This window comes from Microbacterium sp. 70-16 (assembly GCF_001898315.1).
In the GTDB taxonomy this organism is placed as follows: Bacteria; Actinomycetota; Actinomycetes; order Actinomycetales; family Microbacteriaceae; genus Microbacterium.
The window spans coordinates 325,241-339,509 of sequence record NZ_MKTQ01000014.1; the positions used below are offsets into that span (position 1 = coordinate 325,241).

14 protein-coding genes are annotated in these 14,269 nt (G+C 69.5%); 3 read left to right on the top strand and 11 right to left on the bottom strand.

Translation table 11 applies throughout. The features are described 5' to 3' along the window. Position 1 precedes the first annotated feature (1 nt). The 10 genes from BGO46_RS06530 to BGO46_RS06575 form a co-directional block, all read right to left on the bottom strand. On the bottom strand, positions 2 to 835 hold the full coding sequence (locus BGO46_RS06530; protein WP_292676938.1) for a shikimate dehydrogenase: 834 nt from the start codon (positions 833 to 835) through the stop codon (positions 2 to 4). Positions 836 to 839: 4 nt separating this feature from the next. After that, complete coding sequence (mltG, locus tag BGO46_RS06535) at positions 840 to 2,192, bottom strand: endolytic transglycosylase MltG (RefSeq protein ID WP_292676936.1); 1,353 nt, start codon at positions 2,190 to 2,192, stop codon at positions 840 to 842. Then, positions 2,192 to 2,665, bottom strand: a complete 474-nt coding sequence (gene ruvX / locus BGO46_RS06540) for a Holliday junction resolvase RuvX (RefSeq protein ID WP_292676934.1) — start codon at positions 2,663 to 2,665, stop codon at positions 2,192 to 2,194. Before ruvX ends, mltG begins: the two co-directional genes overlap by 1 nt. Further along, the gene (gene alaS, locus BGO46_RS06545; RefSeq protein ID WP_292676932.1) at positions 2,662 to 5,325 is read right to left on the bottom strand and encodes an alanine--tRNA ligase; all 2,664 of its coding nucleotides are present in this window, start codon (positions 5,323 to 5,325) and stop codon (positions 2,662 to 2,664) included. Before alaS ends, ruvX begins: the two co-directional genes overlap by 4 nt. A gap of 61 nt (positions 5,326 to 5,386) precedes the next feature. Continuing rightward, the gene (locus BGO46_RS06550; RefSeq protein WP_292676931.1) at positions 5,387 to 5,626 is read right to left on the bottom strand and encodes an ATPase; all 240 of its coding nucleotides are present in this window, start codon (positions 5,624 to 5,626) and stop codon (positions 5,387 to 5,389) included. A gap of 96 nt (positions 5,627 to 5,722) precedes the next feature. Beyond that, complete coding sequence (rpsD, locus tag BGO46_RS06555; protein WP_292897299.1) at positions 5,723 to 6,352, bottom strand: 30S ribosomal protein S4; 630 nt, start codon at positions 6,350 to 6,352, stop codon at positions 5,723 to 5,725. A 166-nt stretch (positions 6,353 to 6,518) separates the two neighbouring features. Then, a complete protein-coding gene (locus BGO46_RS06560; protein ID WP_292679156.1) occupies positions 6,519 to 6,884 on the bottom strand; it encodes a hypothetical protein in 366 nt (121 codons plus the stop codon). Beyond that, positions 6,881 to 7,174 (bottom strand): hypothetical protein, encoded by a 294-nt coding sequence (locus tag BGO46_RS06565; protein WP_292679152.1) that lies wholly within the window; start codon positions 7,172 to 7,174, stop codon positions 6,881 to 6,883. The genes BGO46_RS06560 and BGO46_RS06565 overlap by 4 nt, the downstream gene beginning before the upstream one ends. Continuing rightward, complete coding sequence (locus tag BGO46_RS06570; RefSeq protein WP_292679149.1) at positions 7,171 to 7,719, bottom strand: PadR family transcriptional regulator; 549 nt, start codon at positions 7,717 to 7,719, stop codon at positions 7,171 to 7,173. Before BGO46_RS06570 ends, BGO46_RS06565 begins: the two co-directional genes overlap by 4 nt. 274 nt (positions 7,720 to 7,993) lie before the next feature. Continuing rightward, entirely contained in the window at positions 7,994 to 9,322 is a 1,329-nt protein-coding gene (locus tag BGO46_RS06575; protein ID WP_292679146.1) for a replication-associated recombination protein A, read from the bottom strand. A 108-nt stretch (positions 9,323 to 9,430) separates the two neighbouring features. On the opposite strand from BGO46_RS06575, the gene BGO46_RS06580 reads away from it, so the two are divergent. The 3 genes from BGO46_RS06580 (at position 9,431) to BGO46_RS06590 (ending at position 11,978) form a co-directional block, all read left to right on the top strand. Next, positions 9,431 to 9,742 (top strand): dioxygenase, encoded by a 312-nt coding sequence (locus BGO46_RS06580; RefSeq protein ID WP_292679144.1) that lies wholly within the window; start codon positions 9,431 to 9,433, stop codon positions 9,740 to 9,742. A gap of 358 nt (positions 9,743 to 10,100) precedes the next feature. Continuing rightward, positions 10,101 to 11,339 carry a DUF349 domain-containing protein gene (locus tag BGO46_RS06585; RefSeq protein ID WP_292679169.1) on the top strand — a complete coding sequence of 413 codons (1,239 nt, stop codon included), beginning with the start codon at positions 10,101 to 10,103 and terminating at the stop codon, positions 11,337 to 11,339. 93 nt (positions 11,340 to 11,432) lie between these two features. After that, positions 11,433 to 11,978, top strand: a complete 546-nt coding sequence (locus tag BGO46_RS06590) for an SAM-dependent methyltransferase (protein WP_292679142.1) — start codon at positions 11,433 to 11,435, stop codon at positions 11,976 to 11,978. Here BGO46_RS06590 and BGO46_RS06595 read toward each other — a convergent pair. Next, a complete protein-coding gene (locus BGO46_RS06595) occupies positions 11,965 to 14,232 on the bottom strand; it encodes a bifunctional (p)ppGpp synthetase/guanosine-3',5'-bis(diphosphate) 3'-pyrophosphohydrolase (protein ID WP_292679141.1) in 2,268 nt (755 codons plus the stop codon). The two genes, BGO46_RS06590 and BGO46_RS06595, sit on opposite strands and share 14 nt — an antisense overlap. Between the last annotated feature and the right edge of the window lie 37 nt (positions 14,233 to 14,269).

Below are 14,269 nucleotides of genomic sequence, written 5' to 3' on the forward strand. Positions count from 1 at the left end.
TCTAGTCTCCCATGACCGCGCGGCGCATGACGGCCACGACGGCATCCTCGCGCTCGAGCGGATCGGTCGCCTCACCCGTCGCGAAGATCCGGATCTGCCGCACCGCCTGCTGCAACAGCATGCCCAGGCCGTTCACCGCCGGGTGCCCTGCCGCCTGCCACGCGGTCGCGAGCGCCGTCGGCCAGTGACCGTAAACGACGTCGTAGAGCAGTCCGCCGCCGGCGGAGAGCCGCGCTGTGACATCGGCAGGCAGGTCGGCACCGCCCGGCAGCGTCGAGATCGTGACGGGCACGGATGCCGGTGCTGCAGCATCCAGCGGCACCGCTGTGACCGAGAGTGACAACCGCTCCCCCAGCGCGACCAGCGGCGCGGCCGCCGCCGGCCTGCGTGCCACGACCTCGACGTGCGTCGCGCCAAGCTCGGCCAGTGCGACGAGGGCCGAGGTCGCTGTCGCGCCCGCGCCCACGATGCGCGCGCGGTCGATTCCGTCGACACCCTGCTCGCGGACGTCGGCGACGATCCCGCCGACGTCCGTGTTGAAACCGCGCGGCCCGGCCTCGGTCAGCAGCAGCGTGTTGACCGCGCCGGTGAGTTCGGCGGGCAGGTCACGTTCGGCGGATGCCGCATACGCGACCCCCTTCAGCGGGAACGTCAGCGACAGGCCGCGGTACTGCGTGCCCAAACTCGCCAGCTCGGTCGCGAAGGCCGCGTCATCGACGCGGCGGCGTCCGTACGTCCAGTCCCAGCCGAGCTCGGCATACGCGGCCGCGTGCAGCGCCGGCGACAGACTGTGTGCGATCGGATCGCCCCACACTTCGAGCAGAGAGCCGGTCATGACCTCAGCACCCGCGGTTGTCGTTCGCCGCGCACCAGGCATCCCACTTCGCGATGCCGGCCTGATGCTCGGCGTAGGTCGCCGAGAAGATCGTCTCGCCGGTGTCCATGTTCCAGGTGACGAAGTACAGCCAGTCGCCTTCGGCGGGGTTCATCGCCGCGTCGATCGCGGTGTCGCCGGGGTTCGAGATGGGACCGACGGGCAGTCCGTCGACGACGTACGTGTTCCAGGGATTGTCGTCGGCGAGGGCTTCGGCCGACGAGCTCGCCGTACCGTCGTGCATCTCGCCGTAGCCGTACTGCGCCGTCGAGTCCATCTGCAGCTGCATGCCGTCGGCGATGCGATTGGAGATCACCCGCGAGACCTTGTAGAAGTCATCCTCCAGCCGCGCTTCGCGCTGGATGATCGAGGCGATCGTCAGGATCTCCTGCCGCTGGTCAACAGGTACCCCCACGGCATCCAGCGACTGCACGGTGCGGTCGACGAGCGTCTGGATGACCTGCTGCGCCGTCGTGCCCGGGTCGAACGTGTAGGTCGCGGGGAACAGCCAGCCCTCGAGCGGCTGACCGCCCGCGGCGACGACGTCGGGATCCGGCGTGATGCCGTACACCGAGGCATCCGCCACGGCCGCTTGGAAGTCCTCGAGCGGGATGCCCGTGCCATCGGCCAACAGCGACAGGCTCTCGTCGACGGTGAGCCCCTCGCGCAGCTGGGCGGTGTTCTCGAGCTTGTTGGCTGGATCTTCGAGCGCCGCGAGCGCCGCCTCGGAGGTCATCTGTTGCTGCAGCTGGTACGAACCGGGGTAGAACGTCGGGTTGAGGCCCTGGTCGACGAGGTAGCGGTAGAACGCCGTCGGCGTCTTGGTGACGCCCGCGTCGTAGAGCGTCTGCGAGATCGTTGCGGGGATGTCGCCGTCGGCGATCGTGATGACCACTTCGCCGGTCGCCATGCCCGCCTCGTAGTCGCGCGGCTCTTCCCAGCCCATGAACTCGCGGATCTTGTCCTCGTAGGTGTTCCAGACGTAGAAACCGCCGGCCGTCAGACCGCCCAGGATCGCGATGATGACGCCGAAGACAACCCACCCGGCGATGCGGCTCTTGCGCCGGTCGCGCTGGTGCCGCGCCTGGCGGTGGCGCTCGTCGTCGTCCGGCTCGAACAGGGCGTCCAGAGTGCGGGCGGCCGGCGCAGCCGGCTGGGGCGCGGCCTGTGCAGGCGCCGCAGCCGTCGCAGCCGCGACGGGGTCCGCCGCCGCCGGCCCAGACTCGACCGCCGCGGCCTGCTCCGCCGCGGCGTTCTGTGCGGCTTCCCGCGCCGCGCGGCGGCTCGTCGGTGCGTCGCTGTGCGGGGTTTCGGGCATCAGGCAGGCTCCTGCGTCTCAGGAAGGACGGCGCCGGCCGGGGTACCGGTGCTCTTCTCGACGTCGATGGCCTGCTGAAGCAACACGACCGCCGCGACTTGATCGACAATCCTACGAGAAGACTTCTGGGAACGACCAGCACTGCGCAGGGCCGCGTGCGCCGAGACGGTGCTCAGTCGTTCGTCGACCATCCGCACGGGAAGCCCGGTTGCGGTCGCCAGCTCTGCCGCGAACGCGCGCGCGTCGTCGGTGGATGCCGTGTCTCCCCCCGACAGGCTCACCGGAAGGCCCACCAGCAGTTCGAACGCCTCGTACTCGGTTGCCAACGCTGCGATGCGCGCAGCTGCAGCATCGGTCCGCGCGACGGTCTCCACGGGCACTGCGAGCAGGCCGTCGCGATCGCAGCGCGCGACGCCGACGCGCGCTTTGCCCACGTCGACACCGAGGCGCACCCCGCGCCGGAAGCCGGTCACGCGGTCGTCGCCGCCAGCGCGGTCACGACGGCGGTCAGCGCTGCGGGCAGCGCCGAGGCATCCGTGCCGCCGCCTTGCGCGACGTCGTCGCGGCCACCGCCGCCTCCGCCGAGCGCGGCCGCAGCGGCCTTCGCGAGGACGCCGGCCTTCGCACCCGAGGTGCGAGCGGTCTCATCGGTCGCGACGATCACGACGGCCCGACCGGCCACCTCGGCACCGAGGGCGACGACGGCGCCGGACCCGACACGCTCGCGCACCTGGAGTGCGAGGCTGCGCACGTCGTCGCCGGATGCCGCGGTGCCGATCGACTCGGCCACCAGGCGATACGGGCCCTCGGTGCGTGCCGATGCGGCAAGCGCAGGGACGCGCCCCTCGAGCGCCTTCGCCTCGAACTGGGCGATCTTCTTCTCCGCCGCCTTCAGGCTCGCCGCCAGATCCGCGATACGCGCGGGCAACTGGTCCTTGGGGGTCTTCAGCGACGCCGACAGCTGCGAGACCAGCGCGCGCTCGGCGGCCAGCTCGCGGAAGGCATCGAGACCCACGAGGGCCTCGACGCGCCGGTTGGAGGCGCCGACCGACGATTCGCCGACGAGGTTGATGAGTCCGATCTCGGCCGACGTCGACACGTGCGTGCCCGCGCACAGCTCACGCGACCACGGCCCGCCGATGTCGACCATGCGCACGGTCTCGCCGTACTTCTCACCGAACAGCGCCATCGCACCGAGGCCCTTCGCCTCGTCGAGCGACAGCACGCGTGTCGTGACCTGCAGGTTGTCACGGACCGCGTTGTTGGCGATCTCCTCGATCTCGGTCTTGGTGGCATCCGACAGGGCCTGACCCCACGCGAAGTCGAAGCGCAGGTAGCCGGCGCGGTTGAGCGAACCGGCCTGCGTCGCCGTCTTGCCCAGCGTGTCGCGCAGGGCCGCGTGCACGAGGTGCGTGGCCGAGTGCGCCTGCTGCGCGGCGCGGCGGTTGACGGCGTCGACAACGGTGGTCGCGGCCTGATCGACGCCGACCTCGCCGCTCGTGACCTCAACCGTGTGGCTAATGAGGCCCGGCACGGGCTTCTGCACGTCGACGACCTCGAGCTCGTATCCGGGCCCGACGATGACGCCCTTGTCGGCGACCTGGCCGCCGCTCTCGGCGTACAGCGCCGTCTCGGCGAGGATGACCTCGACGATCTGACCTTCGGTCGCGCGCTGCACGGGCACGCCGTCGTTCAGGATGCCGAGCACCGTCGATTCGGTTTCAAGGTCGCTGTACCCGGTGAAGACCGTTTCGCCCTTGCCGCGCAGGTCGCGATAGACACTCGTGTCGGCGAGCTGACGCTTACGCGAACGCGCATCGGCCTTCGCGCGGGCGCGCTGCTCCGCCATCAGCGTGTCGAATGCGCCTCGGTCGACGGTGAGACCGGCCTCTTCGACGATCTCGAGAGTGAGGTCGATCGGGAAGCCGTACGTGTCGTGCAGCAGGAACGCCTCGGCGCCGCCGAGGCGGTCACCACCGGCGGCCTTGACGGCTGCGATCGAGGCATCCAGGTTCTCGGAGCCTGCCGCGAGCGTGCGCAGGAACGTCGCCTCTTCAGCGAGGGCGTACTGCGAGATGCGCGCGTAGTCGCTCTCGACCTCGGGGTACGACTCCTTCATGGCGTCGCGCGACACCGCGAACAGCTCGGCGAACGTCGGCCCGTCGACACCGAGCAGGCGCATCGCGCGGATGACCCGACGCATGAGCCGGCGCAGGATGTAGCCGCGACCCTCGTTCGACGGCGTCACACCGTCGCTCATCAGCATGAGCGAGGAGCGCACGTGGTCGGCGACGACGCGGAAGCGCACGTCGTCCTCGTGGTTCGCGCCGTAGGTCTTGCCGCTGAGTTCGACAGCCTTGTCGAGCACGGGACGCACCTGGTCGGTCTCGTACATGTTGTCGACGCCCTGCTTGATGAACGCGATGCGCTCGAGACCCATGCCGGTGTCGATGTTCTTGTTGGGAAGTTCGCCCACGATCGTGAAGTCGTACTTCGAGCGCACGTCGGTGATCTCGTACTGCATGAAGACGAGGTTCCAGATCTCGACGTAGCGGTCGTCGTCGGTGGCCGGCCCCCCGTCGATGCCGTAGGCGGGGCCGCGGTCGAAGAAGATCTCCGAGCAGGGGCCGGCGGGACCGGGCAGGCCCGTCGACCAGTAGTTTGTGTCCTTGCCGAGGCGCTGGATGCGCTCGACGGGCAGATCGGTGAGCGTGCTCCAGAGCTCGTGCGCCTCGTCGTCCTCTTCGTAGACCGTGACCCACAGGTCCTTCGGGTCGAAGCCGAGGCCGCCGTCTTCTTCGGAACTGGTCAGCAGCTCCCACGCGAAGCGGATCGCGCCCTCTTTGAAGTAGTCGCCGAACGACCAGTTGCCGAGCATCTGGAAGAACGTGCCGTGCCGCGGCGTCTTGCCGACCTCTTCGATGTCGTTGGTGCGGATGCACTTCTGGTTGTCCGCCGCGCGCTTGTACGGGGCGGGCACGTCTCCCGACAGATATGGGATGAACGGCACCATGCCGGCGACGGTGAACAGCAGCGCCGGGTCATCGGTGACGAGCGAGGCGGAGGGCACGATCGTGTGCCCCTGCTTCTGGAAGTAGTCCAGGTAGCGCTGGGCGATTTCAGCGGTCTTCATTGCGAGGGGTCCTCAGGCAGGGCTCAGCCGCGCGCTCTCAGAGCGCGGCAGCGGGCGGGGGTCAGTCGGCGAGCGAAGCGGCGGCATCCCGCGTCGTGGCGGTGGCATCCTTCACATCGGCGGCGATGCCGTCGATCTTCGCCTCCTGCGCGCGGTACGCCTCGCCGATCCGGTCGGTGAACTCCGTGATGCGCGCATCGACCTCGGCGAGCACCTCGTGGCCGCGCGGGTCCTTGTCGACGAAGTGCGCGGCGACGAAGCCGCCGGCGAGTCCGAGCACGAACCAGAGGACGTTCTTCATGGGTTCCATGTTAGGTGCAAACGCCGAAGGGCGCCGGGAGACCCCGACGCCCTTCGTGCCCCGCTCGCCTCGCGAGACGAGCGAGTCGAAACGCAGTTAGCGCGCTGCGTAGTACTCGACGACGAGCTGCACGTCACACGTGACGGGCACCTCGGCGCGCTTGGGACGACGCACGAACCGGGCGTGCAGCTTGTCGAGCTCGACCTCGAGGTAGGCCGGAACGTTCGGCAGCACCTCGGCGTGGCCACCGGCAGCGGCGACCTGGAAGGGCTCGAGCGCCTCGCTCTTCTCCTTGACGTGGATGAGCTGACCCGGCTTCACGCGGAAGGACGGGCGGTCGACGAGCTGGCCGTCGACGAGGATGTGACGGTGCACGACGAGCTGGCGGGCCTGTGCCGTGGTGCGGGCGAAGCCGGCGCGCAGGACGAGCGCGTCCAGACGCATCTCGAGCAGCTCGACGAGGTTCTCACCCGTCAGGCCGTCCTTGCGGCGAGCCTCGTTGAACGTGTTGCGCAGCTGCTTCTCGCGGATGCCGTACTGCTCGCGCAGACGCTGCTTCTCACGCAGACGGACGGCGAAGTCGCTGTCCTGCTTGCGCTTGGTGCGGCCGTGCTCACCCGGAGCGTAGGGACGCTTCTCGAGGTACTTGGCTGCCTTGGGGGTGAGGGCGACGCCGAGAGCGCGCGAGAGGCGCACCTTGCGGCGGTCCTGGGACTTCGTAGCCACGAAGTTCTCCTTCTGCTGACGCGGCCGTGGCTGTCACGGCTCGCGGACGTATCTCCCGCTCTTCGCCCTGCTCGGACTGCACGCCGGGGCACGCCGAGAGGTCTTCGTCAGAAGAGGGGGATGCCCGAAAACACGGTTTCGAGCCGATCAAGTCTATCAGAGCGCGTCAGCCGACCGCGATGACGAGCGTCGCCCCCGCCAGGACCAGACAGACGGGCGTCATCACGGCCCGTTCGGCGCGGGAACGGGATGCCAGATTCATGGCGACGCCGAGGCAGAAGTACGCGAACAGCATCCACGCCGCGACCCGGCTGAACTCCGTCGGCGTCGCGCTCGCGCGATCGACGAGGAGCCACGCCATCCCGGCGTAGAGCAGGACCGATGCCGCGCTCGCCCACCGCAGACGGCGCGGAAGCGTCCGATGCGCTCCGCCCCACACGAGCCGACCCCCCGGCGCGCCGCACGCGACGGCCAGCTGCAGCACCGCAAGGCCCGCGAGCAGCGCCAGCGCGACCGCGCACGCGACAGTCACGGCCACAGGAACACCGCGGACAGGAACACGAGATAGAGGATGCCGGCGCCGACGGCCAGCACCTGCGACGGCCGCCCCCAGCGACCGCGGGTGGCTGCGGCGGCGAGGGCGCCGGCCAGCAGCACCCAGACGCCCTGGTGCCCCAGGTCGACGATGACCCGCCGCGCCCCGGTCGCGTCGGGCACCTCGACGCCGTCGCCGACCGTCGAGAACACCACGGCGACGACCGCCGCGACGACGGCCGCGAGCGTGAACCAGCGCCGCCGCGGGGCGGGGATCGTCTCGGTCATGAGAAGTCGGCCTCGCACTCGCGCAACCACGTGATCAGCGTGTCGTGCGCGCGCAGCCCGTACGCGAGCGTCGCGCGCTGCGGCGCGAACAGCGTTCGAGCCGCCTCGTCGAGGTCGGATGACTGCGCGTCGAGGTCGCGCGCGAGCGCACGCAGCCTCGCTGCTGAGGCCTCGGCCTCTCCCCGGATCGCGGCGAGCACCTCCCGCCGCTCCCCCGCGTCGGCGACGCGTCCGAGGAGGAACACCTTCGCGAGCGCGGTGGTCTCGGCGTCGGCCCGCCGGGCCGTCGGCGCGTGCATCCAGTCGCGCCAGGCGTCGGCCCCGTCGGGCGTGATCCGGTACACACGGCGCCGCCGCCTGCTGTCCGGATCGTCCTCGGTCACGGCATGGCCGACCGCCACGATCTGCCGCAGCGCACGTTCGATGCTGCCGGAACTGGCGCTGTAGAAGTGCGCGAGGCCGCCCGCGAACCGCTTCTGCAGGTCGTACAGCGATAGCGGGCCGTCGAGCAGCAGTCCCAGGATCACGTGATGCACATCACTCATGCTACATCCCTCAGAGGGATATTGTCACCGGCCCAGATCGAGCGGCTGACGGGATGGAACGGCAGGGCGTCCGTGCCGAGCGTGTCGAGGCGGTACCAGCTGACGGTCGTGTCAGCGTCGCGCTGAACTCGCGCCGACGGCATCGTCAGCGCGCTCGCCGAATTCCATACCACCACCTGGTGCGCGGAGGAATCGGTCGCCCTCGCGGCCGACGTCCTCTTCGGCGAGCATCCAGCCATCGCTCCCCCGATGGGGCCGGGCCGGCCGTTTGGGTCTACTCGCCCAGAATCTTGCGGATCTTCTCCAGGCGGGCGGAGATGTCGCGCTCGAGGCCGCGGCCGGTGGGCTCGTAGTAGTGGCGGCCGCGCAGCTCATCGGGCAGATACTGCTGCGTCGCGACGCCCACCTCCAGATCGTGCGGATACACATACCCCTTGCCGTGGCCGAGCCGCTTGGCACCCGGGTAGTGCGCGTCGCGCAGGTGGGTCGGCACGCGCCCGAACCCGCCCGCGCGCACATCGGCGATCGCCTTGTCGATCGCCATGTAGGCGGCGTTGGACTTCGCGGTCGTCGCGAGATACGCCGTCGCCTCGGCGAGCGGAATCCGCCCCTCGGGCATCCCGATGAACGCGACCGCGTCGGCCGCCGCCGTCGCGATGACGAGCGCCTGCGGGTCGGCGAGGCCGATGTCTTCGGATGCCGAGATCACGAGCCGCCGCGCGATGAACCGCGGGTCCTCCCCCGCCTCGATCATCCGCGCGAGGTAGTGGATCGCCGCGTCGACGTCCGATCCGCGGATCGACTTGATGAACGCACTGATGACGTCGTAGTGCTCGTCGCCCTGTCGGTCGTAGCGCAGTAGCGCGCGATCGACGGCCTGGGCGACCTGCTCGGCGGTGATCACGCTGCCGGTCTCCGAGTCCGTCGAGGGGTCGACCATCGACGCGGCAGCCTCCAGCGATGTGAGCGCCCGACGTGCGTCGCCGGATGCCAGCTGGATCAGCGCCGTGCGCGCTTCGGGTGTCAACTCGATCGCGCCCGACAGACCGCGCGGGTCGGTCACCGCCCGGTCGATGAGGGTGCCGAGGTCGTCGTCGGTGAGCGGCTGCAGCGTCAGCAGCAGCGACCGCGACAGCAGCGGCGAGATGACGGAGAACGACGGGTTCTCCGTCGTCGCAGCGATCAAGATGACCCAACCGTTCTCGACGCCGGGCAGCAGGGCATCCTGCTGCGCTTTGGTGAAGCGGTGGATCTCGTCAAGGAACAGGATCGTCGACGTGCCGTACAGATCGCGCTGCGTCATGGCATCCTGCATCACCTCGCGCACGTCGCGGACGCCGGCCGTCACAGCCGACAGCTCGACGAACCGCCGACCCGAGGTGCGGGCGATCGCCTGGGCGAGCGTCGTCTTGCCGGTTCCCGGCGGGCCCCACAGGATCACCGAGACGGCGTTCTTGGCACTGCCGGCGGGGTCAGCGAGTGCGACGAGGGGCGACCCCGGCCGCAGCAGATGCGACTGGCCGGCGACTTCGTCCAGCGAAACGGGGCGCATGCGCACGGCCAGCGGTGTCTGACCTTGGAAGAGAGCGGATGCCTGTGCCACCTGTCCAGGCTAACCGTGGCCACCGACGCGGCGGCGCGCGCCGGAAGCAGAGAGCGTGCCGGGATAGGATTTGTGCGGCCCGGCACACCGGGGACGAAGGAGGTTCCCGTGGCAGCGGGCGCAGGCAAGAGACAGTCACGCGACGAGCGGGAGCGCACCCGTGTCTATCAGGCACGCCAGGAGTTCCACGAGGGTCTGATCGCACGTCGTCGCCGTGACAACCTCATCGCCGGCATCGCCGGTGGCGTCCTGATCCTCGCCGTCGTCGGCGGCCAGATCGCCTACTACACGCTCGGACCCGGCGCCCCGGTGCCCGAGCCCACCGCGACCGCCACGCCGACGCCGAGCGTCTCGGAGACCCCGGCTGTCGAAGAGTCGCCCGCGGCGACCGACACGGCGACCGAGACCCCGGCTCCCTGACCGGCGAACCCGCCTGTCTCCTGCCCCGCCGCCGTATAGGCTGGGGCGCGTGACTGACGCCACTTCTTCCTCGACCGACGAGACGGCTCCGCTCGAGCCCGCCGTCGACGAGACGACCATCGACGCCGCCGCCGACAACGCCGCTGCGGAGCCCACAACCGACGACGCCCCGGCGGATGCCGCGGAGGAGACTCCCGCGGAGAACGCTCCGGCTGAGGAAGCTCCGGCTGAGGACGCTCCCGCCGACGAGGCACCCGCGGCGGAGACTCCCGCTCCCGCCACGCCGGCCCCGCCCGTACCGAGCCCGTCGCGTATTCCGCTTCCGAAGCCGCCGGCGCAGCGCGCCGCGGTCACCCCGATCGTCACGGCACCCGCCGAGTCGTTTGGCCGGGTGGAAGACGACGGCACCGTCTCGGTGCGCGAGGGCGAGTCGTGGCGCGTCGTCGGCCAATACCCGGACGGCACTCCCGCCGAGGCCCTTGCCTACTTCGAGCGCAAGTACGCCGACCTCGCCGGCGAGGTCACGCTGCTCGAGACGCGTCACCTCGGTGGCGGCGCCTCTGCATCCGATCTGCGTGCCACGTCGAAGGCTGTGCGCGAGCGCGTCGTCGGCGCTGCTGCCGTCGGTGACCTCGCGGCGCTTGAGGCCCGGCTCACGGCGCTGGATGCTGCTCTCAGCGAGGCATCCGCCGAAGAGGCACAGGCACAGCGCGAAGCCGTCGACGGCGCCATCGCCGAGCGCACGGCGCTCGTCGAGCGCATCGAGGCGATCGCCGCACGCGACCCCAAGACGATCCAGTGGAAACAGACGTCGGCCGACGTCACGGCCCTGTTCGAGCAGTGGCAGTCGCACCAGGCCACCGGGCCGCGACTGCCCAAGGGCACGAGCCAGCAGCTGTGGAAGCGATTCCGCGATGCCCGCGCGACGCTCGACAAGCACCGCCGTGAGTTCTACGCAGGTCTGGACGAGCAGCACAAGAGCGCCCGCGATGCCAAAGCCCGCCTCGTCGAGCGTGCAGAAGCGCTCGCCGGCAAGGGCGAGGACGGCATCGGCGCGTACCGCACGCTGCTGGATGAGTGGAAGGTCTCCGGTCGCGCCGGCAAGAAGGTCGACGACGCACTGTGGGCGCGGTTCAAAGCGGCCGGCGACGCGCTGTACGCGGCGCGTGCCGAGCGCGAGCAGGCCGACGCCGAGGAGTCCCGCGAGAAGATCGAGGCCAAGCGCGCCCTCCTCGTCGAGGCCGCTGCGGTGCCCAAGGAGAAGGAGACTGCGAAGGCCCGCACGCTGCTCACGCGCATCCAGCGTGCGTGGGACGAGATCGGTCGCATCTATCCGCGTGAGGCCGAGCGCGCGCTCGACGACGATCTACGCAAGATCGAGCAGGGCGTGAAGTCCCGCGAGGATGCCGACTGGAAGAGCAACAACCCCGAGACCAAGGCGCGTCAGAACGACATGACGCAGCAGCTGCGCGATGCCATCGCGGGCCTGGAGGCCGACCTCGCAGGGGCCGAGGCATCCAAGGACAAGCGCGCGATCGCGAAGGCGACCGAGGCGCTCGAGGCACGCAAGGGCTGGCTCAAGGCACTCGGCGGCTGACCGCCTCCTCCCCAATCGCGGAATCGCGGCAACTTTCCACATTCGGCGGCACCAGCGCCCCACGGCGCTGCGCCGGCTGGCACACTCACGTGCATGTCGTCGACGTTTCTGTACTTCGCGAGTGAGCGGCTGTCCTCAGCCGAACTGACCGGCGCCCGGCTGGACGGCGATCTCGTCGAGATCGGTGAGGCGTTCATGCCGACCGATGCGGTGGAGACGCCTGAGCTGCGCGCCGCGTCGCTGCGCGCGAGCATCCCCGAGACCGTCGCCGTGACGCGGCAGACCGCGGCATGGCTGCACGGGGCGACAGCAGCTGCGCCGGCCCGCCACACGGTGCAGCGCCGGGTGGCGGTGCGCGGCAACCAGGTCATCGATCCGCGCCTGGAGTACCGCGGTCACCTTGTCGAGCAGCGGTACCTCACCTGGGTCGGATGCCTGTGGGCGACAACCCCCGCATACACGCTCACCGATCTCATCCGCGCGCACTGCGCGGGAGAGGACACCGCGTCAGCCGTCGCGAGCCTCCTGGCATGGCGACCAGAACTGGCCGCCGAAGCGCAGCAGTTGCTGGAAGACGGCAGGGCGGTGCACCACAAGCGACCCGCACTCGCCTTCCTGCGGGCCGTCAGGACGACGTGACGCGATACACGTCGTAGACGGCGTCGATGCGGCGCACGGCATTGAGCACCCGGTCGAGGTGCACGATGTCGCCCATCTCGAACACGTAGCGGCTCAGCGCGAGACGATCGTTGGTCGTCTGCACCGATGCCGACAGGATGTTCACGTGGTGCTCGCTCAGCACACGCGTGATGTCGCTGAGCAGCCCCGAACGGTCGAGCGCCTCGACCTGGATGTGCACGAGGAACACGCTCTTGGTGGTCGGCGCCCAGGACACCTCGATCATGCGCTCCGGGTCGTCCATGAGCGAGCGCACGTTGGTGCAGTCGGCGCGGTGCACCGACACGCCGCTGCCGCGCGTCACGAAGCCGACGATCTCGTCGCCCGGCACGGGCGTGCAGCACTTCGACAGCTTGACGAGGATGTCGGGGGCGCCACGCACCAAGACGCCCGAGTCGGCGCCGCGGGCAGCCTTCGACCGTCCCACGTGCGGGATCTCGATCGGGCCTGTGGAGGTGTCTTCCTGCGAGCTGACGAGCGCGGTGACCTTCTCGATCACCGACTGGGTCGACACGTGTCCCTCGCCGACCGCGGCGTACAGCGCCGTCACGTCCTCGTAGCGCAGCTGATGGGCGACGTCGGTGAACGAGTCCTGGTTCATCAGGCGTTGCAGCGGCAGGTTCTGCCGACGCATCGCACGGGCGATGGCATCCTTGCCCTGTTCCACCGCCTCTTCGCGGCGCTCCTTCGTGAACCAGCCGCGGATCTTGTTGCGCGCGCGCGTGCTCTTGACGAAGGTCAGCCAGTCCTGACTGGGTCCGGCGTCGGGGTTCTTCGAGGTGAAGACCTCGACGACTTCACCGGAGTTCAGCGGCGTCTCGAGCGGCACGAGCCGGCCGTTGACCTTCGCGCCCATCGTGCGGTGGCCGACCTCGGTGTGCACGGCGTAAGCGAAGTCCACGGGGGTGCCGCCGGCAGGAAGGCCGATGACACGCCCCTTCGGCGTGAAGACGTAGACCTCCTTCGCACCGATCTCGAAGCGCAGCGAGTCGAGGAACTCGCCGGGGTCGGCGGTCTCTGCCTGCCAGTCGGAGATGTGCGCGAGCCACACCATGTCGGCATCCACCGACTTCGTGTCGGTGTTCTTGCCCGACATCCGCTCCTTGTACTTCCAATGCGCCGCGACACCGTACTCGGCCTGCTGGTGCATCTCGTTGGTGCGGATCTGGATCTCGACCGTGCGGCCACCGGGACCGATGACAGTCGTGTGCAGCGACTGGTAGAGGTTGAACTTCGGCGTCGCGATGTAGTCCTTGAACCGGCCGGGGATCGGCGTCCACCGCGCGTGGATCGCACCCAGCACGGCGTAGCAGTCGCGCACTGTGCCCACGAGCACGCGGATGCCGATGAGGTCGTAGATATCGTCGAACTCGCGACCGCGCACGACCATCTTCTGGTAGACGGAGTACAACTGCTTCGGTCGCCCCATCACCCGGCCGCGGATGCGCAGATCGCGCAGATCCGACTCGACGGCATCGATGACGGTGTGCACGTACTCTTCGCGCTGCGGGGTGCGTTGCTTGACGAGGCTGTCGATCTCGGCGTACAGCTTGGGGTGCAGCACAGCGAACGAGAGATCCTCGAGTTCGCTCTTGACGGCCTGGATGCCGAGGCGGTGGGCCAGCGGCGCATAGATCTCGAGCGTCTCGGTGGCCTTCTTCGCCGCCTTCTCCGGCGGTACGAATCCCCACGTGCGTGCGTTATGCAGACGGTCGGCGAGCTTGATCAGCAGCACGCGGATGTCCTTCGACATCGCGACGATCATCTTGCGGACCGTCTCAGCCTGCGCCGCGTCGCCGTACTTGACCTTGTCGAGCTTGGTGACGCCGTCGACGAGCATCGCGACCTCGTCGCCGAACTCCGCCGTGAGCTGGTCGAGGCTGTAGTCGGTGTCTTCCACCGTGTCGTGCAGCAGCGCCGCGGCGATCGCGCGGGGCCCGAGTCCGAGGTCGGCGAGGATCTGCGCGACAGCGAGCGGGTGCGTGATGTACGGCTCACCGCTCTGTCGCTTCTGCGACTGGTGTGCCGCCGCCGCGACGTCGTAGGCGCGCTCGATGATCGCGACATCACCCTTGGGGTGATGCGTGCGGACCGTGCGGACGAGCTGTTCGACGCCGTTGCGCGCGGGCGTGCGCGAGAAGATGCGGGGAACGAGCCGCCGCAGCGACGAGCTCTGCGGCGGATTCTGGGCGGACGCGGGCGCTGTTTCGGTCATGCGCTCACCTCCGGCTCATACAGCCCGTCAATCCTAC